The sequence below is a fragment of the Bacillus sp. FJAT-42376 genome, from assembly GCF_003816055.1.
Lineage (GTDB): Bacteria > Bacillota > Bacilli > Bacillales > Bacillaceae > Metabacillus_B.
Window position 1 is genome coordinate 2,208,551 of record NZ_CP033906.1, and the last position, 22,562, is coordinate 2,231,112.

At 45.4% G+C, this 22,562-nt stretch carries 24 protein-coding genes and 1 other annotated feature; all 24 genes read left to right on the plus strand.

Features of this window, described 5'->3' with window-relative positions; translation table 11 throughout:
* Positions 1 to 32 precede the first annotated feature (32 nt).
* The 24 genes from murG (at position 33) to CEF21_RS11205 (ending at position 22,511) form a co-directional block, all read left to right on the plus strand.
* On the plus strand, positions 33 to 1,130 hold the full coding sequence (gene murG / locus CEF21_RS11090) for an undecaprenyldiphospho-muramoylpentapeptide beta-N-acetylglucosaminyltransferase (protein ID WP_123916324.1): 1,098 nt from the start codon (positions 33 to 35) through the stop codon (positions 1,128 to 1,130).
* Between the two features lie 22 nt (positions 1,131 to 1,152).
* Positions 1,153 to 2,064, plus strand: a complete 912-nt coding sequence (murB, locus tag CEF21_RS11095) for a UDP-N-acetylmuramate dehydrogenase (RefSeq protein WP_123916326.1) — start codon at positions 1,153 to 1,155, stop codon at positions 2,062 to 2,064.
* A gap of 137 nt (positions 2,065 to 2,201) precedes the next feature.
* Positions 2,202 to 3,017, plus strand: coding sequence for a cell division protein FtsQ/DivIB (locus CEF21_RS11100; RefSeq protein ID WP_241156662.1), 816 nt, complete (start codon positions 2,202 to 2,204; stop codon positions 3,015 to 3,017).
* Entirely contained in the window at positions 3,001 to 3,705 is a 705-nt protein-coding gene (locus CEF21_RS11105; RefSeq protein ID WP_123916328.1) for a DUF881 domain-containing protein, read from the plus strand. Before CEF21_RS11100 ends, CEF21_RS11105 begins: the two co-directional genes overlap by 17 nt.
* A 28-nt stretch (positions 3,706 to 3,733) precedes the next feature.
* A complete protein-coding gene (locus CEF21_RS11110) occupies positions 3,734 to 4,459 on the plus strand; it encodes a DUF881 domain-containing protein (protein ID WP_241156663.1) in 726 nt (241 codons plus the stop codon).
* On the plus strand, positions 4,459 to 4,824 hold the full coding sequence (locus tag CEF21_RS11115) for a small basic family protein (protein WP_123916330.1): 366 nt from the start codon (positions 4,459 to 4,461) through the stop codon (positions 4,822 to 4,824). The genes CEF21_RS11110 and CEF21_RS11115 overlap by 1 nt, the downstream gene beginning before the upstream one ends.
* A 231-nt stretch (positions 4,825 to 5,055) precedes the next feature.
* Positions 5,056 to 6,351 (plus strand): cell division protein FtsA, encoded by a 1,296-nt coding sequence (gene ftsA, locus CEF21_RS11120; RefSeq protein WP_123916332.1) that lies wholly within the window; start codon positions 5,056 to 5,058, stop codon positions 6,349 to 6,351.
* Positions 6,352 to 6,393: 42 nt separating this feature from the next.
* The gene (gene ftsZ, locus CEF21_RS11125; RefSeq protein WP_123916334.1) at positions 6,394 to 7,554 is read left to right on the plus strand and encodes a cell division protein FtsZ; all 1,161 of its coding nucleotides are present in this window, start codon (positions 6,394 to 6,396) and stop codon (positions 7,552 to 7,554) included.
* A gap of 255 nt (positions 7,555 to 7,809) precedes the next feature.
* Complete coding sequence (gene spoIIGA / locus CEF21_RS11130; protein WP_123916336.1) at positions 7,810 to 8,733, plus strand: sigma-E processing peptidase SpoIIGA; 924 nt, start codon at positions 7,810 to 7,812, stop codon at positions 8,731 to 8,733.
* 57 nt (positions 8,734 to 8,790) lie between these two features.
* Entirely contained in the window at positions 8,791 to 9,510 is a 720-nt protein-coding gene (sigE, locus tag CEF21_RS11135; RefSeq protein ID WP_123916339.1) for an RNA polymerase sporulation sigma factor SigE, read from the plus strand.
* Between the two features lie 420 nt (positions 9,511 to 9,930).
* Positions 9,931 to 10,710, plus strand: a complete 780-nt coding sequence (sigG, locus tag CEF21_RS11140) for an RNA polymerase sporulation sigma factor SigG (protein WP_123916341.1) — start codon at positions 9,931 to 9,933, stop codon at positions 10,708 to 10,710.
* Positions 10,711 to 10,906: 196 nt separating this feature from the next.
* Positions 10,907 to 11,161, plus strand: coding sequence for a YlmC/YmxH family sporulation protein (locus CEF21_RS11145; protein WP_123916343.1), 255 nt, complete (start codon positions 10,907 to 10,909; stop codon positions 11,159 to 11,161).
* A gap of 116 nt (positions 11,162 to 11,277) precedes the next feature.
* Positions 11,278 to 12,102, plus strand: coding sequence for a peptidoglycan editing factor PgeF (gene pgeF / locus CEF21_RS11150; RefSeq protein WP_123916345.1), 825 nt, complete (start codon positions 11,278 to 11,280; stop codon positions 12,100 to 12,102).
* Complete coding sequence (locus tag CEF21_RS11155; RefSeq protein WP_123916347.1) at positions 12,103 to 12,771, plus strand: YggS family pyridoxal phosphate-dependent enzyme; 669 nt, start codon at positions 12,103 to 12,105, stop codon at positions 12,769 to 12,771.
* 16 nt (positions 12,772 to 12,787) lie between these two features.
* Positions 12,788 to 13,228, plus strand: coding sequence for a cell division protein SepF (locus CEF21_RS11160; protein WP_123916349.1), 441 nt, complete (start codon positions 12,788 to 12,790; stop codon positions 13,226 to 13,228).
* A gap of 6 nt (positions 13,229 to 13,234) precedes the next feature.
* Positions 13,235 to 13,498 (plus strand): YggT family protein, encoded by a 264-nt coding sequence (locus CEF21_RS11165; protein ID WP_123916351.1) that lies wholly within the window; start codon positions 13,235 to 13,237, stop codon positions 13,496 to 13,498.
* A gap of 225 nt (positions 13,499 to 13,723) precedes the next feature.
* Positions 13,724 to 14,500: a YlmH family RNA-binding protein gene (locus tag CEF21_RS11170; protein ID WP_123916353.1), complete on the plus strand. Its 777-nt coding sequence runs from the start codon at positions 13,724 to 13,726 to the stop codon at positions 14,498 to 14,500.
* 93 nt (positions 14,501 to 14,593) lie between these two features.
* Positions 14,594 to 15,109: a DivIVA domain-containing protein gene (locus CEF21_RS11175; RefSeq protein ID WP_123916355.1), complete on the plus strand. Its 516-nt coding sequence runs from the start codon at positions 14,594 to 14,596 to the stop codon at positions 15,107 to 15,109.
* A gap of 45 nt (positions 15,110 to 15,154) precedes the next feature.
* Positions 15,155 to 15,375 (plus strand) — a binding site (T-box leader).
* A 49-nt stretch (positions 15,376 to 15,424) separates the two neighbouring features.
* Positions 15,425 to 18,193 (plus strand): isoleucine--tRNA ligase, encoded by a 2,769-nt coding sequence (gene ileS, locus CEF21_RS11180; RefSeq protein ID WP_123916357.1) that lies wholly within the window; start codon positions 15,425 to 15,427, stop codon positions 18,191 to 18,193.
* A 289-nt stretch (positions 18,194 to 18,482) separates the two neighbouring features.
* Positions 18,483 to 18,848 (plus strand): TraR/DksA C4-type zinc finger protein, encoded by a 366-nt coding sequence (locus CEF21_RS11185; protein ID WP_481747583.1) that lies wholly within the window; start codon positions 18,483 to 18,485, stop codon positions 18,846 to 18,848.
* A gap of 103 nt (positions 18,849 to 18,951) precedes the next feature.
* A complete protein-coding gene (gene lspA, locus CEF21_RS11190) occupies positions 18,952 to 19,431 on the plus strand; it encodes a signal peptidase II (protein ID WP_241156664.1) in 480 nt (159 codons plus the stop codon).
* The gene (locus CEF21_RS11195; protein WP_123916361.1) at positions 19,431 to 20,339 is read left to right on the plus strand and encodes an RluA family pseudouridine synthase; all 909 of its coding nucleotides are present in this window, start codon (positions 19,431 to 19,433) and stop codon (positions 20,337 to 20,339) included. Before lspA ends, CEF21_RS11195 begins: the two co-directional genes overlap by 1 nt.
* 183 nt (positions 20,340 to 20,522) lie before the next feature.
* Positions 20,523 to 21,071 carry a bifunctional pyr operon transcriptional regulator/uracil phosphoribosyltransferase PyrR gene (pyrR, locus tag CEF21_RS11200; protein WP_164462279.1) on the plus strand — a complete coding sequence of 183 codons (549 nt, stop codon included), beginning with the start codon at positions 20,523 to 20,525 and terminating at the stop codon, positions 21,069 to 21,071.
* 132 nt (positions 21,072 to 21,203) lie between these two features.
* On the plus strand, positions 21,204 to 22,511 hold the full coding sequence (locus CEF21_RS11205; RefSeq protein ID WP_123916365.1) for a solute carrier family 23 protein: 1,308 nt from the start codon (positions 21,204 to 21,206) through the stop codon (positions 22,509 to 22,511).
* Positions 22,512 to 22,562 lie beyond the last annotated feature (51 nt).

Consider the following 22,562-nt stretch of genomic DNA (forward strand, 5'->3'; position numbering starts at 1 on the left):
CCCTATTATTCAGGAAATTAGGAGGAGTTTTTATGAAAGTAGCTGTAAGCGGCGGAGGTACGGGAGGCCATATCTATCCTGCACTTGCCCTTATTAAAGAAATGCAGAAAAAGCATCCCGATGCGGAATTTTTATATATAGGAACAGAAAACGGACTGGAAAAAGGAATAGTAGAAAGAGAGAACATCCCATTTAAGTCGATTGAAATCTCAGGGTTTAAGCGGAAAATCTCACTCGACAATGTCAGAACGGTTATGAGATTTCTAAAAGGGGTTCAGACCAGCAAGCGGTATTTAAAAGATTTCAAGCCGGATGCAGTGATTGGCACAGGAGGCTATGTTTGCGGTCCTGTGGTTTATGCTGCGGCAAAGATGAACATCCCGACAGTCATTCATGAACAAAACAGTCTTCCGGGAATTACGAATAAATTTCTAGCCAGGTATTCCGACAAAGTAGCCATCTGTTTTGAAGAAGCCAGAAGCTATTTTCCTGCAGACAAAGCTGTCATGACGGGCAACCCCCGAGCATCTGAAGTAGCCGGTGTTAATGGAGAAAAAGGCAAGTTGTCAGCGGGATTGAAGCCTGGAAAAAAATCCGTCCTTGTATTTGGGGGAAGCAGGGGAGCAAGGCCGATTAATAAAGCAATCCTTGAAGTGCTTCCGGAAATCGGAAAAAGAGACTATCAGCTTCTATATGTGACAGGAGAAGTTCATTACAAACAGGTGGCAGAAGAAGCTAAGTCGCTTGGCGCACCTGAAAATGTCATCATAAAACCTTTTATTCATAACATGCCGGAGGTGCTGGCGGGGGTCGATCTGATTGTCGGACGGGCGGGCGCTACCTCCATTGCCGAGATTACAGCTCTTGGACTTCCGAGTATTCTCATCCCAAGTCCTTACGTAACGGCGAATCACCAGGAAGTGAACGCAAGGTCTTTAAGTGATAAAGGGGCAGCTGTATTAATGCTGGAAAAGGATTTAAACGGCGAGAGTCTTCTTCGTGAAATGGATGAAGTAATGGAAAACGAAGCCAGGCTTTTGTGTATGAGAAAAGCCTCATCCGAAATCGGGATGCCGGATGCAGCATCAAGGCTTGCAGAAGTATTGGAAGAAGTTTCCCGCAAAAAATAAAGATTGCTTACAGGAGGTTATTATGGAAAACGTCATCAAGGAATTGGAACTGGCGGGGATTGGTAAAGTCTTCGTCAATGAACCGCTATCCAAGCATACAACCATGAAAATCGGCGGCCCGGCGGATTGCCTGGTCGTGCCTAAAGATATTAACAGCCTTGAAACAATCATCAAGATTGTCAAAAAAAACGGGGTGAAATGGAGAGCCATTGGCAGAGGATCGAATCTTCTCGTATCCGATGAAGGAATTGAAGGAGTCGTCATCAAGCTTGGCGAAGGGCTCGATCACATGGAAATCGACGGAGACGTTTTGACAGTCGGCGGCGGCTATTCTGTTATTAAACTGGCAACCATCATCAGCAAAAAGGGGCTTTCCGGACTGGAGTTTGCCAGCGGTATTCCTGGTTCCATAGGCGGCGCTGTTTATATGAATGCAGGTGCCCACGGCTCCGATATGAGCAAAATACTAATGAAGGCACATGTCCTTTTCGAAGATGGAACATTTGAATGGCTGACAAATGAAGACATGCACTTTTCCTACAGGACTTCTCTGCTTCAAAAAGAGCGGCCGGGAATTTGTCTTGAAGCGGTTCTAAAGCTTGAAGCAGGCGAGAAAGAGGAAATTGTAAAAGTCATGCAGAAAAACAAAGATTACCGGAGAGATACACAGCCTTGGAATTTCCCGTGCGCAGGAAGCATCTTCCGCAATCCGCTCCCAGAATACGCGGGATCTTTAGTAGAAAAAGCCGGATTAAAGGGCCATAAAATCGGCGGCGCACAAGTTTCGGAAATGCACGGTAACTTTATCGTCAATGCAGGCGGTGCCACTGCATCGGATGTGTTAAATCTGATAGCTTTTGTCAAAGAAACAATCCTTGAAAAAAACGGGATTGAACTTGAAACAGAGGTCGAAATTATCGGGCGAAATTCCTGAAGAAAGTGGCTTATATATTCCGGCTATTGTGCTATAATGACTAATATAGGAAAAATGTAAAACGGCATCCAGCATGCCGTTTGTTTATATTTCCCATTCTGTTTTGAATGAATTTTTCATGAAGGGTGACTGGGAATTTGAATAATCGAATGGAACAGGAAAAAATTGTTTCGATCGAAGACCGTATACCTAAACTGAAACAGCACCGCAAACAAAAAACGAATAAACGCCTTATTGCTTTTTTATGTCTATTCTTTGTATTGATCTTCCTCGTCATCTATTTTCAATCTCCTTTAAGCAAGATTTCTGTCGTTGAAGTGAAGGGGAACAGCCATTCAAGCAAAGAAACGATCCTAATGCAAAGCGGAATTTCTGCCGGGACAGGCTTTTGGAATCTGGATGGCGGACAGGCGGAAAGAGAAGTTAAAAAGCTGAAAGAAATAAAATCAGCACAAGTTTTAAAGACGTTCCCCAATAAAGTGACTGTCCAGGTCGAAGAGTATAAGCGCGTGGCTTATGCGGAAAAGAACGGTTCGTATATGCCGATACTTGAAAACGGGATCGTGCTGCCGGCAGATAAAGCGTCGCTGCCTTCTGATGCACCGATTTTAATCAACTGGAACGATGCGGATCAAATACAGGAAATGGCGTCAGCTCTGCTTGAAATTCCAAAGCCGATCGCTTCTTCCATTTCTGAAATCTATCATGCTCCGGAAAAGAATGATTCCTGGCACATCACTCTATATATGAATGAGGGCTTTGTCATCAGCGGTTCGGTAAGAAACATTGCCGAGAAAATTAAAGATTATCCCTCCATTGTGTCTCAGCTCAAGCCCGGTTCAAAAGGGATCATTCATATGGAGGTCGGAACCTATTTTGAATCCTATGACAAGCCGGCCGGCACCAAGGATAATCCAGAACAGGGAGTAAAAACAAATGAAACCCAGGGGTAAGTATGTTCTGCTTTCTATAGTCATGCTTGTTCTCGGTTATCTGATTGCCTTCTCCTATCAGCTGACAAATGAAACGAAGCAGGGCAGCATCTCGGCAGAACAGTGGAATAAAGAGTATGAATCGAGGCAGCTTCTCATTAATCAGGAAGAGAAAAACCTGAAACTGCAAGAAGAGCTGTCAGACAAACAAAAAAAAGTACAAAATTACGAAGAAATGCTGAAAAAAGATAAGCAGGCGGCAAGCGGTCTCGTCGATGAAATTGAAAAGCTCCGAATGTACGTTGGCGAAACTGGGGTCAAAGGGAAAGGTGTTCAAATCACCCTGGAAGATTCCTCCTACATACCAGCCAATGAAAATGCCAACAATTACATTGTCCATGAAAGCCACATTTTTAAAGTGATTAATGAATTATTGATTTCAGGCGCTTCTGCAGTGGCGATCAATGGACAGAGAGTCTCTTCCGATTCTTATATTTTCTGCAATGGCCCCGTTATTACGGTAGACGGGAATCAGTTTCCTGCCCCGTTTGTGATTTCCGCCATTGGAGACCCGGAAGTAATGATTGGAGCATTTACCATTTCAGGCGGTGTATCCGAAGAGCTTGTTTATGATAACATCGTAGTGAAGTCTGAAAAGAAGAATGAGATTACCATGAATCCGATGCTTCAGGGTGACCGAAAATCCTGATAACTCATCTAGGTAAGGAGCAAGGAATGTGTCAGGAAGGAAAAAGATAGCAGGCTATACTTTAATCATGGGCCTTTTCGGCTTCATGCTATCCGTTCAATTTTTATCCATAAAGGAGCCTGTAACGAGAGATACAAGAGACATTTGGGAAATTAGATCTGAACTGAAGCAAGAACAAAAGCAGCAGTCCGAGCTGTTAAAAGAAATCACAAAATATGATCAGCTAGTAAACACGTATGAATCTAATGAAGAAACCGCCAGAGAAGATGCACTGGAAAAAACACGTGACGAACTAAAAGTTCAAGCCGGTTTGACCGAAGTAAAAGGAGACGGACTGGTCCTTCATCTTGAACCGCTGTTTACAAAAGAGATAATTGGGGAAAGTACTATATCTGTCTCGCCTGATTTGCTCAGAAAACTGATCAATGAACTGAACACTTACGATGCAGAGCATATATCCGTGAATGGGCACAGGGTTGTCAGCACAACCGTTATCCGAGATATTAACGGAGTAACGAAGATGGACGGTTATCCACTTGACTCCCTCCCTATCGAGATTAAAGTGATTGCAGAGAATGCAAATAAACTTTCTGACAGGGTGAAAGCATCCGGTACCCACGATTTGTTTGCAGTCGATAACATTAAGCTGACAGATGAAGAACCGAGAAAAAACATCGTGATTCCCGGCAGCGATAAGAAAATCCGCATCGGGGAACTGAAGCCCTATGAAGGCAGCAAAGGGGGAGAAAACTGATGTGGCTTCCGGTGCTTGGACTGATTTTGGGAATTGCGCTTGGCTTTTCTACAGAATTTAAAATTCCAGCTGAGTATTCAAATTACTTGTCCATTGCCATTCTCGCGGCACTTGACACGCTGCTCGGAGGAATAAGGGCTCAGCTTCAAAACATTTATGATGAGCTCGTTTTCGTTTCTGGATTCTTTTTTAATATTCTTCTTGCCGCAGCTTTGGCTTTTCTGGGGGTGCACCTTGGTGTAGACTTATACCTGGTGGCAATTTTTGCCTTCGGAGTAAGGTTATTCCAGAATATTGCGGTGATCAGAAGGATTTTAATAGCAAAGTGGAGCGAATCAAGGCAAAAGGCAAAAAAAGTTGATTAAACAAGAGGGAAAAATGCATCTTTTGACGAATAATTTCTTATGGCATGTTTTCTCGCTATAAAATGAAGTATCATAAGGATGCAAACATCTAAACGGCAAGAGGATAAAAGATCGTGTTCAGATGGCTTTTGCCGGAAAAATTCTGATCTTCCCCGTATAGGAAATACGGATTGTCATGTAAAACACCAAATAATAGAATAGAAATGCAGAGAGATAAGGAGGTGCCATAGAATGAACAACAGTGAAATCTTCGTGAGTCTCGACATCGGTACATCCAGTGTGAAAGTGATCATCGGCGAAATGGCAGATGACACTTTGAACGTCATCGGTGTGGGGAATGTAAAATCAGAAGGATTAAAAAAAGGTTCGATCGTCGATATAGACGAAACCGTTCATTCTATTAAGAAAGCCGTGGAACAAGCGGAACGCATGGTGGGAATTCCCTTGAAAAGAGTTGTAGTGGGGGTTGCCGGCAACCATGTTCATCTTCAGGATTGTCATGGAGTAGTGGCTGTTTCCAGCGAAAACAGAGAAATAGCGAACGAAGATGTCCGCCGTGTCATTGAAGCGGCCCAGGTGATGTCTATTCCTCCTGAGAGAGAAATTATTGACGTTATTCCCCGTCAGTTCATTGTTGACGGACTGGATGAAATAAATGATCCCCGCGGTATGCTTGGGGTTCGGCTTGAGATGGAAGGGACTATCATTACCGGATCTAAAACGATCTTACATAATCTGCTTCGCTGTGTTGAGAGAGCGGGGCTCGAAATTACAGACATCTGCCTTCAGCCATTGGCTGCCGGTTCTGTCGCCTTGTCCCGCGATGAAAAAAATCTCGGGGTTGCCATGATTGACATTGGCGGAGGATCAACGACCATCGCTCTTTTTGAGCAGGGCCATCTGCGTACGTCATCTGTTCTCCCGATTGGCGGAGAGCATTTAACAAAGGATCTGTCGATCGGATTGCGTACTGCTACGGAAGAAGCAGAGAGAATCAAAGTGAAATACGGACATGCATTTTATGATCATGCTTCTCCTGATGAGGTTTTTGAAGTATCCATCATCGGAACAGATCAAAAACAGCAATTTAATCAGCTTGAAATCTCTGATATTATTGAAGCTAGACTTGAAGAATTATTTGAAATGGTCCAGCATGAACTGATGAGACTTGGTGTAAGAGACCTTCCGGGAGGTTTTGTGCTGACAGGCGGTACCGTCAGCATGCCGGGAGTGCTCGAACTGGCACAGGACATGCTGCAAAGCAGCGTGAGAATCGCAAGCCCCGATTATATTGGAGTAAGAGAACCGAAGTATATGACGGGAGTAGGGCTCATCCAGTTTGCGTATAAAAATGCTAAGATACAGGGAAGAAGAATTGGATCGAATGTGTCTCAGGAAGTATACGCCGAACAGGCTGCAGCTGCCGTAAGGGAAGAACCGCAGCAGAGAAGCAGCAGCAAACCGAAGCAAACGGAAGATAAGAAACAAAGCAAAGTGAAAAAGTTTTTTGGCTACTTCTTTGAATAAAACGATCAACCAGAAGTGATTGATGGATTAGGAGGATTATGCATGTTGGAGTTTGAAACGAATATTGACGGTCTAGCAACCATAAAAGTTATAGGGGTAGGCGGAGGCGGAAACAACGCTGTAAACCGCATGATCGAGCATGGAGTACAAGGGGTAGAGTTCATCGCCGTAAATACGGATGCACAAGCTCTTAACCTATCTAAAGCAGAAGTGAAAATGCAAATAGGTTCTAAGCTTACAAGAGGACTTGGAGCAGGTGCCAATCCTGAAGTAGGCAAAAAGGCTGCCGAAGAAAGCAAAGAGCAGATTGAAGAAGCACTTCGAGGGGCAGACATGGTCTTTGTAACAGCAGGTATGGGAGGCGGAACCGGAACCGGCGCGGCTCCAGTGATCGCGCAGATTGCGAAAGACTTAGGTGCTCTTACCGTTGGGGTTGTAACCCGCCCATTTACATTTGAAGGAAGAAAGCGGGCTATGCAGGCTTCCGGCGGAATTTCTTCTATGAAAGAATCAGTCGATACCCTGATTGTCATCCCTAACGACCGTTTGCTTGAAATTGTAGACAAAAACACACCGATGCTTGAAGCATTCCGTGAAGCCGATAACGTCCTTCGCCAAGGTGTACAGGGGATTTCCGACCTGATTGCGGTTCCCGGTCTGATTAACCTTGATTTTGCCGATGTAAAAACCATCATGTCCAATAGAGGATCTGCTCTTATGGGTATTGGAGTGGCGACAGGGGAGAGCAGAGCGGCAGAAGCTGCGAAAAAAGCGATTTCCAGTCCGCTTCTCGAGACATCCATTGATGGCGCTCAAGGTGTTTTAATGAACATCACAGGCGGAACCAACCTGAGCCTGTATGAAGTTCAGGAAGCAGCTGACATTGTGGCATCCGCTTCCGATCAGGAAGTAAACATGATTTTCGGTTCGGTCATTAATGAAAATCTGAAAGATGAAATTGTTGTAACCGTCATTGCTACAGGCTTCAGCGAGCAGGAAATCAGCCAAAGCAAACAGCCTCGTTTTGGAGGAAGCGTCCAGCCTTCACCAAACCAAAAACCGGCTGTACCTCAGAAGCGTGAGCGTGAAATGAAGCGTGAAGAACCTTCTCCATACAGCGAAAGTCCGCGTCAGCAGCAACAGCAGCCTGATGATGCATTGGATATCCCGACTTTCCTGCGCAACCGCAACAGAAGAAGATAACATTCGAAAGAGCCCGGCATATTGCCCGGGCTCTTTTTTTGTCTGATCCATTGAGCACTTTGGATGATTGGATGAGAGCTAAAGCTGATCGCTGCAAATAGGAAATCATTCCGGCTTTCATCCGACAAAACCCCTGAAAAAAACTCCCTTTTCCCTTTCACAAATTGACACACTTTCACGGACGATCTCTTTATACTTAAGGCTATATCCTGCTTGATAGACAATCTGCAGCCTGTCAGGAAAGAGGGGTTGAAATTGTCCGTTTATTTAGATGTCATCTGGCTCCTTAATTTTCTATTCGATGTATTCTTGCTGCTGCTTACGGCGTCTCTCCTGAAAAGACCGAAAATCTGGTACCGGCTTCTATTGGGCGGTTTTATCGGTTCAGCCATCATCCTTTTCCTTTTTACACCATGGGGTCCCTTTTTCAGCCATCCGGCAGGAAAAGTCCTAATTTCTGTCTTGATGATCTGGTCAGCTTTTGGTTTCGTGCGTTTTAAGTACTTTATCCAAAACTGGCTGATGTTTTACTTTGTCACATTTGCCTTGGGCGGAGGAATCATCGGGGCCCATTATTTCATGCAAAAGGATAGTTACTTATCCCAGGGTGTTCTTATCACCCAGACAACGGGATTCGGAGATCCGATTACATGGATTTTCGTCATAATCGGCTTTCCTGTACTCTGGCTGTTTTCATCCCGGCGGGGGCAGGATGTACAGGTCAAAAAACTTCAGTACCATGAAATTGTCCACGTAACCGCGGTATTTGGTGAAACCATTCTTCCAATGACAGGTCTTATTGACAGCGGCAATCAGCTGTTCGATCCCATCACGAGAACGCCCGTCATGATTGCGGATACAGGAAAATTAATCAATCTGCTGCCAAAACCGCTAACGGATAAAGTGATGTCTGGAGATGTTTTGAAGGACTCACCTGAACTGGATGATCATTGGCAGCTAAGAATGCGAATCATTCCCTACAGGGGGGTGGGACAGCAAAATCAATTCCTCATCGGCTTAAAGCCTGATTCACTGACGATTCGAACTGAAAAAGAAACACTGAACGTGAAAAAAGCCATCATTGGCTTAAGCTCTTCCCAGCTGTCAGCTGATGGAGACTTTACATGCATTGTCCATCCTCAAATGCTTCAGGAAGGTTCTTCAGCCCATGTATCTTAAACGGCAGGAAGTATTATTAGTTTACTCGCGTTTTGGACTTTTAGAAGGGGGAGAAAGATGAAAAACCTAAGGCTGCGTCTAACTTACTGGTGGTACAAACTTTTAACGAAGCTTGGCTTAAAAACGGATGAAATCTACTACATCGGGGGAAGCGAAGCACTGCCTCCTCCGCTAAATAAAGACGAAGAAGAGATCCTTCTGAAAAAGCTTCCCGGGGGAGACCAAGCCGCGCGGGCCATTCTTATTGAACGGAACTTGCGGCTCGTCGTGTATATCGCCCGGAAATTTGAAAATACGGGGATTAATATTGAAGATTTAATCAGCATCGGCACAATCGGTCTGATAAAAGCCGTCAATACGTTCAACCCCGAAAAAAAGATCAAACTCGCTACATATGCCTCCAGATGCATTGAAAATGAAATCCTCATGTACTTGAGAAGAAACAACAAGATCCGTTCTGAAGTCTCGTTTGATGAGCCGCTGAACATTGACTGGGATGGGAATGAATTGCTTCTCTCAGATGTACTCGGCACCGATGATGATATTATCACAAAGGATCTTGAAGCAAATGTGGACCGCAAGCTCCTGCTAAAAGCGCTTCAGCAGCTGAATGACAGAGAAAAGCAGATTATGGAGCTTCGGTTCGGCCTTCAGGGGGGAGAAGAAAAAACCCAGAAAGATGTAGCCGATATGCTTGGAATTTCCCAATCCTATATTTCCAGACTTGAAAAACGCATCATAAAAAGACTTCGGAAAGAATTTAATAAAATGGTATAAAGGCTCTGCTTGAAAGGTGATTTCCGAAGAAGCGGCTTCTTTTAAAGAAACCTCAGACCCGTATCCAGTTTGCTGCCATCAGCGATAAAGAATCAGCTCTGTTAAACGCGGCTGCTGATTGCAGTTAGCAGGCGCTTTTCTTTCCTTGGAAAGGTGGTGAGCCTCCTCGCCGTTTCCGCCTGCGGGGGCTCACCTACCCCGTGCTCTCAGCTCGGAGTCCCGCGCCTTCCATTCCAATCAGCATCAGGCTTTAGCAGAGCTAAAGAATAAGTAAAATCTTTTAAAAAAGGGTGAAAAAACCCTTTTTTTATTGGAGAAAAACGAATTCCGCCGTTTTTGGCAGGGATTTTTTTGTGCATATTTTTCCAACTGGAGGAAATACTGTTTTTTGTACAGCAGCTCCTGACTGGAGGGAAAGATGTGACACGGAATAAAGTAGAAATTTGCGGAGTAGACACGTCAAAGCTTCCCGTTCTGAAAAATGAAGAAATGAGAATTCTCTTCAGAGAGATGCAAGGCGGGGACAATTCAGCAAGAGAAAAACTCGTAAATGGAAATCTCAGGCTCGTCCTGAGTGTCATCCAGCGTTTTAACAACAGAGGAGAATTTGTCGATGACTTGTTTCAGGTCGGCTGTATCGGACTTATGAAATCCATTGATAATTTCGATCTGGGGCAAAATGTTAAGTTCTCAACTTATGCTGTACCGATGATTATCGGGGAAATCAGAAGATATCTGCGGGATAATAACCCGATCAGGGTTTCCCGGTCTTTAAGAGACATTGCTTATAAAGCCCTGCAGGTAAGGGAAAAGCTGATGACTCAAACTTCAAGAGAGCCATCTGCTGAAGAGATAGCCAAAGTGCTTGAAGTCCCGCATGAAGAAATCGTCTTTGCTCTCGATGCCATACAGGATCCCGTTTCCTTATTCGAACCGATTTATAATGATGGCGGTGACCCGATTTATGTGATGGATCAGCTGAGCGATGAGCGGAACCGGGATACGAACTGGATTGAGGAGCTTGCCTTGAAAGAAGGAATGAGGCGGCTGAACGACAGAGAGAAACTGATTTTGCGTAAACGGTTTTTCCAGGGCAAAACACAGATGGAAGTAGCCGACGAAATCGGCATTTCACAGGCGCAGGTCTCAAGGCTTGAAAAGGCTGCGATTAAACAAATGAATAAAAATATCCAGCAATAAAACATGTACAAGCTGTTATGAGATCCTTCCGGAAGCGGAAGGATTTTTTTGCGGCGGAATTACTGCAGTACATGACCATTCTTTCGGCCAGGAGACTGTTTACTGCTGCAAGGATAATTCGAGATTAATGAGAATACAAGTTCATTTTTTTCATACATTGACTAATAAAAGAATCATTCAGAGGAGGGCTTGTACCTTGATGAATATATCCGAGTTTCAAACGAAAGACATCGTGAATGTATCGGATGGCAAAAAGCTCGGCAGCATTGGAGATTTTGATATAAATGTTACCACAGGCAAGATTCAGGCGATTATCATTACGGGTCCAGGCAAAATGCTTGGATTTTTCGGACGGGAAGAGGAATTTGTTATTCCATGGCGAAACATAGTAAAGATTGGAGAAGACGTGATCCTGGTAAGGATGTCTTCAAAAAATGGTCCTGCTGAATAAAAGCTCCAATCCGGGGGGATAAATGATTATTTTTGCCCTTTATTTATGAACGGATAGGGAAAGATGTGGTAAAATAAAAGCATTCATCCTGGGATTATGTCGAAAAGGAGATTCATATGAGTACGGAGCCATTTACAAAAGAACGGCAAACATTTTTACGTTTAATCACCACGAATCCTTCTTCCATTACAGCAGGCTTTACCGTGAAGGAGGGAGGAGTCAGCGAGGCGCCTTTTTCCTCTTTGAATATGGGTCTTCATGTGAATGACGATCCCTCCCATGTTGTTTCAAACCGTGATATCTGTGCAAACGCAGCGGGAATTCCGCTGTCGAACTGGGTTTTTGCCGATCAGGTTCACGGCTGCCATATTGCAGAAGCCGGGCTTGAGCACCGGGGAAACGGAGCATTTGACTATGCAACTGCGCTGCCTGAAACAGATGGCATCTATACTAAGCAGCCCAACCTTGTTCTGGCTCTTGCCTACGCGGATTGTGTGCCTGTCTTTTTTTATGAAGAAGAGACCGGGCTTGTCGGAATTGCGCATGCAGGCTGGAAGGGGAGCGTTCTTGATATAGGGGGAGCGATGATTCGCCGCTTTGAAGAAGAAGGGGCAGACATCCGCCATATTCAGGCTGTTATCGGACCTTCGATCGGAGCGTGCTGCTACAAAGTAGACGAGCGGGTAATTGCAGAAGTCGATAAGCTGTTCGAAGGGCACGAAGAGCTTCCTTATATCGAGGCAGAGCCCGGACAGTATTCTCTGGATCTTAAGAAGCTGAACAAAGCCCTGTTATTGAAAGCAGGATTGCATAGAGAAAATATATCGGTATCCAATCGGTGTACAAGCTGTGAAGAAGACTTGTTTTTCTCACACCGCAGAGATCTCGGAAAAACAGGGAGAATGGTTGGATTTATTGGACGCAAGGAGGAGGGCTCCTGATTGGAAGTTAAAGAAAACCTGTCTGTCATCAAAGAGAACATTCATGCAGCCTGCAGACGGTCGGGCCGTGATCCAAAGGAAGTGCAGCTTGTAGCGGTTACGAAATATGTGACGGCTGAACGGGCGGAAGAGGCAATTGCGGCCGGAATTTTTCACCTCGGGGAAAACCGGGATGAAGGGCTCTCCGAAAAGTTTGAAACAATCGGCACAAATGCAGTCTGGCATTTCATCGGCTCTCTGCAGACAAGAAAAGTAAAAAACATCATTGACAAGGTTTCATACATACATTCTTTGGACAGGTTATCTCTGGCAAAGGAAATTGACAAGCGGGCCAGCGCCCCTGTTGACTGCTTTGTACAAGTGAACACGTCCGGAGAAGAATCGAAGCATGGCTTGAAACCGGAAGAGGTTATTCCATTTATTAAGAAATGCAGCGAATATCCTGCTGTGCGCATTGCAGGATTGATGACGATGGCACCGAATACAGATGACACCTCTATCATACGCCGTACTTTTCAGCGTCTTCGGGCAATAAAGGAAGAGGCGCAGCAATTGGGGCTGAATCATGCCCCGTGCACAGAACTGTCTATGGGCATGTCAAATGACTATCAGATTGCCATTGAAGAAGGAGCCACTTTTATCAGAATCGGCTCTTCCCTAGTAGGATAAAACTGGAGGTGTCAAAATGAGCATTAAAAACCGTTTCAAAAACTTTTTTGCTCTTGACGAAGAGGAATATGAATATATTGATAATCAAAGATATGAAGAGGAGGAGTACGCTGCTCCCGAGCAGGAACTTCCCCGCAAAGAAGGAAAACAAAATGTGGTTAGTTTGCAAAGTGTTCAGAAATCCTCTAAAGTAGTGCTATGCGAGCCCCGCGCCTATTCTGAAGCGCAGGATATAGCCGACCAGCTGAAAAACCGCCGGGCCATTGTTGTCAATCTGCAGCGCATCCAGCATGATCAGGCAAAGCGGATTGTAGACTTTCTTAGCGGAACCGTGTATGCAATTGGCGGTGATATCCAAAAAATCGGAATGAATATCTTCCTGTGTACGCCCGATAATGTAGATGTATCAGGAACCATTTCCGAGTTGGCAGTTGAAGAAGAACCTCAAAGGTGGTAATGGACAATGTATTTAGTGTTTTCAGTGATCTCGGCTTTATTGAGGGTGTATGTGTATGCCATCATCATTTACATCCTGATGTCCTGGTTCCCGAATGCGAAGGATAGCAAATTCGGACAGATATTGGCATCCATCTGCGAACCCTTTTTAGAACCTTTCCGCAGAATTATCCCGGCTATCGCCATGATCGATCTCTCCCCAATTGCAGCGATTCTTGTTTTGAACCTTGCACAGGGCGGGGTTTGGTCATTATATCGGATGATTGCCTAAACAAAGGGGACGATGAGGTCCCTTTTTCTATTTAGCTATGTTAAACTTGGCTGTTGATTAAAGCCGGCAGGCGTTCGCTTATCTTTGGGCAGGCGCTTGGGCCTCCCCGCCGCTTTGCGTCTGCGGGATCAATCCCTGTCCCGCTGGCTCTGGGCAAGGCTCCGGTCGTCAAGAATCAGCACCACGCTCTACCAGAGCCTTTTATTTCAAGAAGCGGTGATACGAATGACAGATTTATTTCAGCATTTCAGAGAAGATGAACGTGATTTTATTGAAAAGGTTTTGGGCTGGAAAGAGTATGTCCTTTCCTCATACAGCCCGAAACTCACCGATTTCCTCGATCCGAGAGAACAGGAAATTGTCCGATCGCTAATCGGGGATCAAAAAGAGGTTAAGGCTGCCTTTGAAGGAGGAACACCCCAGGCGGAAAGAAAGCGGGCACTTCTTTATCCTGAGTATATGGAACCTGTGAGAGAAGACTTCTCTCTTACTCTTTTCACCATACGCTACCCTTCGAAGTTTATTAAGCTCGAGCATCGCCAAATTTTGGGGGCGCTGATGTCTATAGGATTGAAGCGTTCCAAATACGGTGATATTTTAATGGATCAGGAAACGGTTCAGCTTATCGCAGCAGAAGAGATGGATGATTTTCTAAGACTCCAGCTGACCGAGATTGGCCGGACAAAGGTTGAATTAAGAAAATCGGATTTTTCCGAGGTCATTGCGAGGCATGATGAGTGGACAGAATCTTCAACAACCGTCAGCTCTCTGCGGCTGGACGCCGTTCTGGCTGCCATTTACGGCCTTTCCCGCCAGAAAGTTCAGCCGCTTATACAAGCGGGACAGGTTAAACTGAATTGGCGGACAGCCGAGCAGGGTTCGATTGAATGCCAGGAAGGGGACCGGATATCGGTCAGGGGATTCGGGAGAAGCAGAGTGACTGAAATTTTAGGCAGAACAAAAAAAGATAAAATCAGGCTCCTCTATGGCAGGCAAAAATAATCCTGAATTTTGGAGGAATTGCCCCATAATTGCCGAATAATGAATTATAATGGTAAGCAAGAAGCATACCGATACATATGGAGGTGGCCTTTAGTGCCTTTAACACCGCTTGATATTCATAATAAGGAATTTAATAAAGGATTCCGCGGTTATGATGAAGACGAAGTAAATGAATTTCTTGATCAGGTAATTAAAGATTATGAAATGGTCCTCCGCGATAAAAAGGAATTTGAAACACGCGTGGGGGAGATGGAAGAAAAGCTGGGCCACTATACGGTCATCGAGGAGACTTTAAATAAATCCATTCTCATCGCCCAGGAAACGGCAGAAGAAGTAAAGCGCAATGCACAGAAGGAAGCAAAACTGATTATTAAAGAAGCGGAAAAGAATGCAGACCGCATCATCAATGAATCTCTTTCGAAATCACGCAAGGTGGCGATGGAGATTGAAGAACTGAAAAAACAGTCCAAAGTTTTCCGCACCCGTTTTCAAATGCTGATTGAAGCACAGCTTGATCTTTTGAAAAATGACGATTGGGATCATCTTCTTGAATATGAAGTGGAAAGCGTTTATGCAGATGAAGAAGAAGAGGCAAAATACCGTTCTTGACTTTTTCAGGGCAATTCGCATATAATTTGAGCACAATCGAAATATGATTCGACGATGACAGGGACAGTAATCTGATTACCTCTTTATTTAGCGAACCGGGGATGGTGCAAGCCCGGCTGAAGACATCAGATGAAGATCACCCTTGAGTTTCTTCCTGAAACAGGAGTAAGGAAGGCGTCTCATTCACGATACGAATGCTCAAGCGGATGCAGCAATTTGCATCTATAAGGGTGGTACCGCGTGAAGCAAGCCTTCTCGTCCCTTTCCAGGGATGAGAAGGCTTTTTTGTATTTTTTATCAATAGGAGGAAAAGAAATGGATTACAAAGATACGCTGCTCATGCCGAAAACGGAGTTCCCGATGCGCGGAAACTTACCGAAGCGTGAACCGGAAATGCAGGAAAAATGGGAACAGATGAACATTTACAAAATGGTTCAGGACCATACAAAGGACCGCCCGCTGTTCATTTTGCATGACGGACCTCCTTATGCGAACGGTGATATCCACATGGGCCATGCCCTTAATAAAATTCTGAAAGACTTTATCGTACGCTACAAGTCCATGAGCGGCTATCATGCCCCGTATGTTCCTGGATGGGATACTCACGGACTTCCAATCGAAACAGCCCTGACGAAAAATAAAAAAGTGAACCGCAAAGAAATGTCCGTTGCCGAATTCCGAAAGCTGTGCGAACAGTACGCATGGGATCAGATCAATGGTCAGCGGGAACAGTTCAAACGTCTCGGAGTGAGAGGCGACTGGGAAAATCCTTATGTCACCCTTCAGCCTGAATATGAAGCACAGCAAATCCTTGTATTTGGCGAAATGGCGAAAAAGGGATACATCTATAAAGGAAAAAAACCGGTCTACTGGTCCCCATCCAGCGAATCCGCGCTTGCTGAAGCGGAAATTGAATATCAGGATAAAAAATCTCCATCCATCTATGTTGCGTTCGATGTAGCCGATGGAAAAGGCGTCCTTGAAGAAGATGAAAAAATCATCATCTGGACTACTACACCTTGGACAATTCCTGCGAACCTTGGAATCGCTGTTCATCCTGACCTGGAGTATAGTGTGGTGCGTGCAAACGGTGCAAGATACGTTGTGGCGTCAGATCTATTAAACGCCGTTGCTAAAGAACTTGAGTGGGAAGAGCATGAACTTGTGCGCACAGTTCGAGGTAAAGAGATGGAAAAAATCTCTGCGAAGCACCCGATCTATGGAAGAGAATCTCTTGTTGTTCTTGGTGAACATGTTACGACGGATGCAGGAACAGGCTGTGTCCATACCGCTCCAGGCCATGGGGAGGATGACTTCATCGTAGGACAGAAATACGGTCTGGACGTTCTATGCCCGGTTGATGAAAAAGGGGTCATGACAGCTGAGGCTCCTGGTTTTGAAGGACTGTTTTATGATGAAGCGAACAAACCGATCACGGAAAAACTTCAGGAAAACGGTTCTCTGCTTAAACTTCAGTTCTTTACACACTCTTACCCTCATGACTGGAGAACGAAGAAACCGGTCATCTTCAGAGCCACCGCTCAGTGGTTTGCTTCCATTAAAGACTTCCGTCATGACCTGTTGGAAGCCGTGAAGGAAACGAAATGGGTTCCGGCCTGGGGAGAGACAAGACTGTATAACATGGTCCGCGACCGCGGCGACTGGTGCATTTCAAGACAGCGTGCATGGGGTGTTCCGATCCCGGTATTTTATGCTGAAAACGGTGAACCAATCATCACGGATGAAACAATCAGCCATGTGTCAGACTTATTCCGTGAACATGGGTCCAACATTTGGTTCGAATGGGAAACACAAGACCTTCTTCCTGAAGAATTCACTCATGAAGGCAGTCCGAACGGTACGTTCACGAAGGAAACGGACATTATGGATGTCTGGTTTGATTCCGGATCCTCTCATCAGGCCGTACTTCATGAACGAGATGACTTGCAGCGTCCTGCCGATTTGTATCTTGAAGGGTCTGACCAATACAGAGGCTGGTTCAACTCATCCTTATCTACAGCAGTGGCTGTAACAGGCAAAGCTCCATATAAAGGGGTGCTAAGTCATGGTTTCGCCCTTGACGGACAAGGACGCAAAATGAGTAAATCTGTCGGCAATGTGGTTCTGCCATCCAAAGTGATGAACCAGCTTGGCGGAGATATCCTTCGTCTCTGGGTCGCATCCGTTGACTATCAAGCGGATGTACGCGTATCCGATGCCATCCTTAAACAGGTCGCAGAAGTTTACCGTAAAATCAGAAACACATTCCGATTCCTGCTCGGAAACCTTGCTGACTTCACTCCTGCTGATGCGGTCGATTGGGAGAATCTCCGTGACGTGGACCGATACATGCTTGTAAAATTAAACAAGCTGATTGATAAAGTGAAAAAAGCGTATGATGACTATGAATTTGCCGTGATCTACCATGCTGTTCATAATTTCTGTACGATTGAGCTCAGTGCGTTCTATCTTGATTTTGCCAAAGATGTTCTTTACATCGAAGGGGAAAATCATAGTGACCGCAGAGCGATTCAGACGGTACTCCATCAGACATTGCTTGCCCTGACTAAGTTAACGGCTCCAATTCTTCCGCATACTGCAGATGAAGTATGGGAGCATATTGAATCCGAACAGGCGGAAAGCGTGCAGCTGACAGATATGCCGGAAAGCTCTGTTTTCGAGAATGCAGATGCACTTGAAGAAAAATGGGATGCTTTCATGTCGCTGCGCGATGATGTACTGAAAGCCCTGGAAACAGCAAGAAACGAAAAGGTCATCGGAAAATCCCTGACGGCTAAAATCACCCTCTATCCGGATCAGGCAGCAAAAGCTCTGCTGGAATCTGTTGATGAGGATTTGAAGCAGCTGTTCATCGTATCCGGTTTTGAACTGGGAGGAGACATGAATGAAGCTCCTGAGAACGCTCAGGAATTCAGTAATGTCAAAATTACGGTTGAAGCAGCGGAAGGGGATACATGCGAACGCTGCTGGATCGTCACTCCGGAAGTAGGAAAAGACGAAGAGCATCCTGGACTTTGTGCACGCTGTGCGGATATTGTGAAAAAAGAATATGCATCGAACTAAAAAGATAAGGAAAGACCCGAACTCGCATCGGGTCTTTTTTTATGTATGAACGAGGTGCCGGCTGTTTATTGCTTTTTTTGATGCCAGCCCCAGCCATGCAGCGGAATTTCGGATACAGGCATCCAATGGACTGCGATGCAAGGGAAGTATATCCCTGTATCTCCAACTCCAGACACAAATCCTCCGCCTGTTCCTAATCGAAAATCATCCGTGGAAAAAAATGAACAGGGTGAGGAGGCGGTGAACGGATAAACTAATTTTACAAACCAACAGCAGGAGTTGAGCCGCAGTGAGCATTGATTTTTTTGCGATACGGAAAGAGCTGGAATTAATGCGGGAGGAGCTCCAGGAACGCTTGTTTGACCATTCTTTTTTTGAATCACAGACGTCAGAAACCTGTCATGGCACAATTATGTATCATGTAAAGGAGGAACTTCATGACGTCGAGCATGCTCTTAATAAAATGGATAGCGGAATGTATGGAATCTGTGAGGAAACAGGGGAACTTCTTCCATACTCAAGCTTGAAATATTTACCGACGGCACGAAGCATTCATGATTTTTCATACAAGGATCAATACGAAAAAAAATCGCTCCCGCTCAATTTTCGTGAAATGGATTATCATAGCGAACATGTTGAGGGCGCCCTCTTTTAAACCGTTCATGAAATTTGAACGGTTTTTTTCGCTGCTCCTTACTCTTTTCTTTTTTTTATGATAAAATTCATTGTATCTAATTTGAATGGCTGGGGGAACGTACGTGCGTTTAGTAAGCTACATACTGGCAATTGTGATTATTATTCTGGACCAGCTGACGAAGTGGCTGGTTGTGCAAAATTTGGAAATCGGAGATCAGGTGCCGGTTATTGAGAATTTTTTATACATCACTTCACACCGGAATGAAGGAGCGGCCTGGGGAATTCTTCAGGGGCAAATGTGGTTCTTCTATATCGTAACGCTAGTTGTCATTGGAGCGATTGTGTATTACATTCAGAAATTTGTAAAGAAGGCCGGTTTGCTTGGGGTTGCGCTGGGACTGATGCTTGGAGGGGCGATCGGAAACTTCATTGATCGTGTTCTGCATCAGCAAGTTGTTGATTTTGTTCAGACTTTTATTTTTTCGTACAACTTTCCCATCTTCAACATCGCTGATTCCGCGCTTTGTGTAGGAGTGATCCTGCTGTTTATTCAAATGCTGTTTGACAGCAAAAATGAGAAAAAAGAGGGGCAAACCTTGTAATGGACATCCATGAATTTACGATACAAAAAGATCAGGCCGGAGACAGGCTCGATAAGACACTGTCATTGGTGAATCAAGACTGGTCACGCACACAAGTTCAATCACTTATGAAGAGCGGACTGGTTCTTGTGAACGGAAATGCGGTCAAAACCAATTATAAAGGGGCAGAAGGGGATTTCGTAACGGTTGAGATTCCCGAGCCGGAAGAATTAAATGTACAGGCTGAGGAAATGGATCTTGATATTTATTATGAAGACAGTGATGTCCTCGTTGTCAATAAGCCAAAGGGAATGGTGGTCCACCCTGCAAATGGCCATTTAACAGGTACCCTTGTAAATGGGCTCATGGCCCACTGCAAAGACCTATCAGGTATTAACGGTGTATTGAGACCGGGAATCGTCCACCGGATTGATAAAGATACATCCGGACTCCTTATGGTCGCAAAAAACGATTTGGCACACGAATCCCTAGTCGGACAGCTTGTGGAGAAAACGGTAACCCGTCGGTACAAAGCGCTTGTTCACGGAAACATTTCTCACGAGCAGGGAACGGTGGATGCACCGATTGGACGAGATAAACAGGATCGCCAGAGCATGACCGTGACGAGGGAAAACAGCCGGGATGCTGTGACCCATTTTAAAGTGCTGGACCGATATAAAGACTTTACATTCATTGAGTGTCAGCTGGAGACTGGGAGAACGCATCAAATCCGCGTTCATATGAAGTATATCGGCTACCCTTTGGCAGGGGATCCGAAATACGGACCGAGAAAAACGCTGTCCATCGATGGCCAGGCACTCCATGCCGGAATACTTGGGTTCATCCATCCCCGTTCAGGCGAGTATATGGAGTTCGAAGCGCCGCTGCCTGAATATTTCGCTAAGCTTCTAACACAGCTTGAAAAATAATCATTGACACATTATGCGTAATTTGTCATACTATCTGTAGTTGAATAGAACCTTTAAGGACAGTCCTGTGAGGCTGGGAAGGGCACGGATCGCGCATTACTATAGGTATGCCTATGCCCTCTTATCCCACAGCAGGATAAGAGGGTTTTTATTTTGCCCTAATGCGAAGGGAGGCAGAGAATGGTGTCAAAAAAAGCAGTGGTCCTGGATGAACAGGCAATCCGCCGGGCACTTACGCGAATTGCCCATGAAATCATTGAACGCAACAAAGGCATTGACGATTGTCTGCTGATCGGTATTAAAACGAGGGGCATTTATATTGCCAACCGTCTTGCTGAGAAAATCCGCCAGATTGAAGGGAAGGACATTCCAATCGGCGAGCTCGACATTACCCTTTACCGCGATGATTTAACCAAAAAAACGAGCAGCCAGGAGCCGCTTGTCAAAGGTTCGGATATTCCGCAGTCCATCTTGGATAAAAAAGTGATCCTTGTAGATGACGTCCTTTACACAGGAAGAACCGTGCGTGCAGCCATGGATGCCCTTGTGGATATCGGCAGGCCGGCTGCCATCCAGCTGGCTGTGCTTGTAGACAGGGGTCACCGTGAACTTCCAATCCGGGCAGATTTTGTCGGAAAAAACATCCCCACTTCCAGCTCAGAGAAGATTGTTGTGGAGATGGAGGAAGTGGATCAGTCTGATCAAGTGTCCATTTATGAAAAAAATAGCTAGTTCTTTTTAAAGCAGTCCTGTGAGACCGCAAAGAGAATGGGAAAAACAGAGTGCTTCCTGCAAGGGAGGCCTGTCTTTCTGCATACCTCTTTGCACTCGGGCAAAGAGGTTTTTTAATTAGGAGGAATCATCATGAACGAAAAAATAGTATTGGATATTCACGATAAACCGAATGCCGCAACCTGGCTCACACTCAGCTTTCAGCACTTATTTGCCATGTTCGGGGCAACGATTCTTGTCCCGTTCCTGGTTAAGATGGATCCTGCCGTCGCTTTGATTTCAAGCGGGGTGGGAACGCTGATTTTCCTTCTTATCACCAAATTTCAAGTTCCGGCGTATCTTGGTTCATCCTTTGCTTTCATCGCACCGCTTATCGCTGCCCAAACAGGCGGAGGTCCGGGAGCGGCGATGGTTGGCAGTATGCTTGCCGGAGCCGTCTATGCTATTGTCGCATTGATTATAAAAGGGACGGGTCACCGCTGGATTTTAAGGCTGCTGCCTCCGGTTGTGGTGGGTCCGGTCATCATTGTCATCGGATTGGGTCTCGCCGGGACAGCCGTCAGTATGGCCACAAACGATCCTTCCGGAAAGTACAGTCTGCTTCATTTCTCGGCAGCCTTACTTACTCTCGCGGTTACGATTGTCTGCTCAATTTACTTTAAAGGATTCTTCAATCTGATTCCGGTGCTGATCGGAATTTTCACCGGGTATGTATACTCTTTGGCAATCGGAATCGTAGACTTCAGCAAGGTAGCCGATGCCGCCGTGTTTCAAATGCCGAATTTCACGATTCCGTTCGTCGATTACCAGCCGCACTTCACATGGCAGATTTTCCTGCTGATGGCGCCGGTTGCATTAGTAACACTCTCTGAGCACATCGGACATCAAATGGTGCTGAGCAATGTCGTCGGGAAGGACTTGGTCCAGAAGCCGGGACTTCACCGCTCCATTATGGGAGACGGGGTGGCTACGTTTGCTGCGGCTCTCCTGGGGGGACCGCCAAACACGACTTACGGTGAAAACATCGGGGTTTTGGCCATCACCAGGGTTTACAGTGTATTCGTTCTCGGAGGTGCAGCTGTCCTTGCCATCACCTTCGGATTTATCGGGAAAATATCGGCTCTGATCAGCTCGATTCCAACACCGGTAATGGGAGGCGTATCCATCCTTCTTTTTGGGATTATCGCTTCATCCGGACTCCGTATGCTGATTGACAGCAAGATTGATCTTGGAGATAAGCGCAACCTCATCATTTCCTCCGTCATTCTCGTCATCGGAATCGGGGGAGCCGTAATCAAAATTGGCCAGAACTTTGAGCTTCACGGTATGGCGCTTGCTGCAATTATCGGCATTATCCTGAATATGGTGCTTCCGGGCAGAGAACCTGCCGCAGACAATCAATTCCAGACTGAAACGGAAAAAAGATCAGCCGTTTCTTAATAAAAGAACCGCCTTTTAATGGAAGTCCAGAGAGACTTGAAAGGGTGTAAA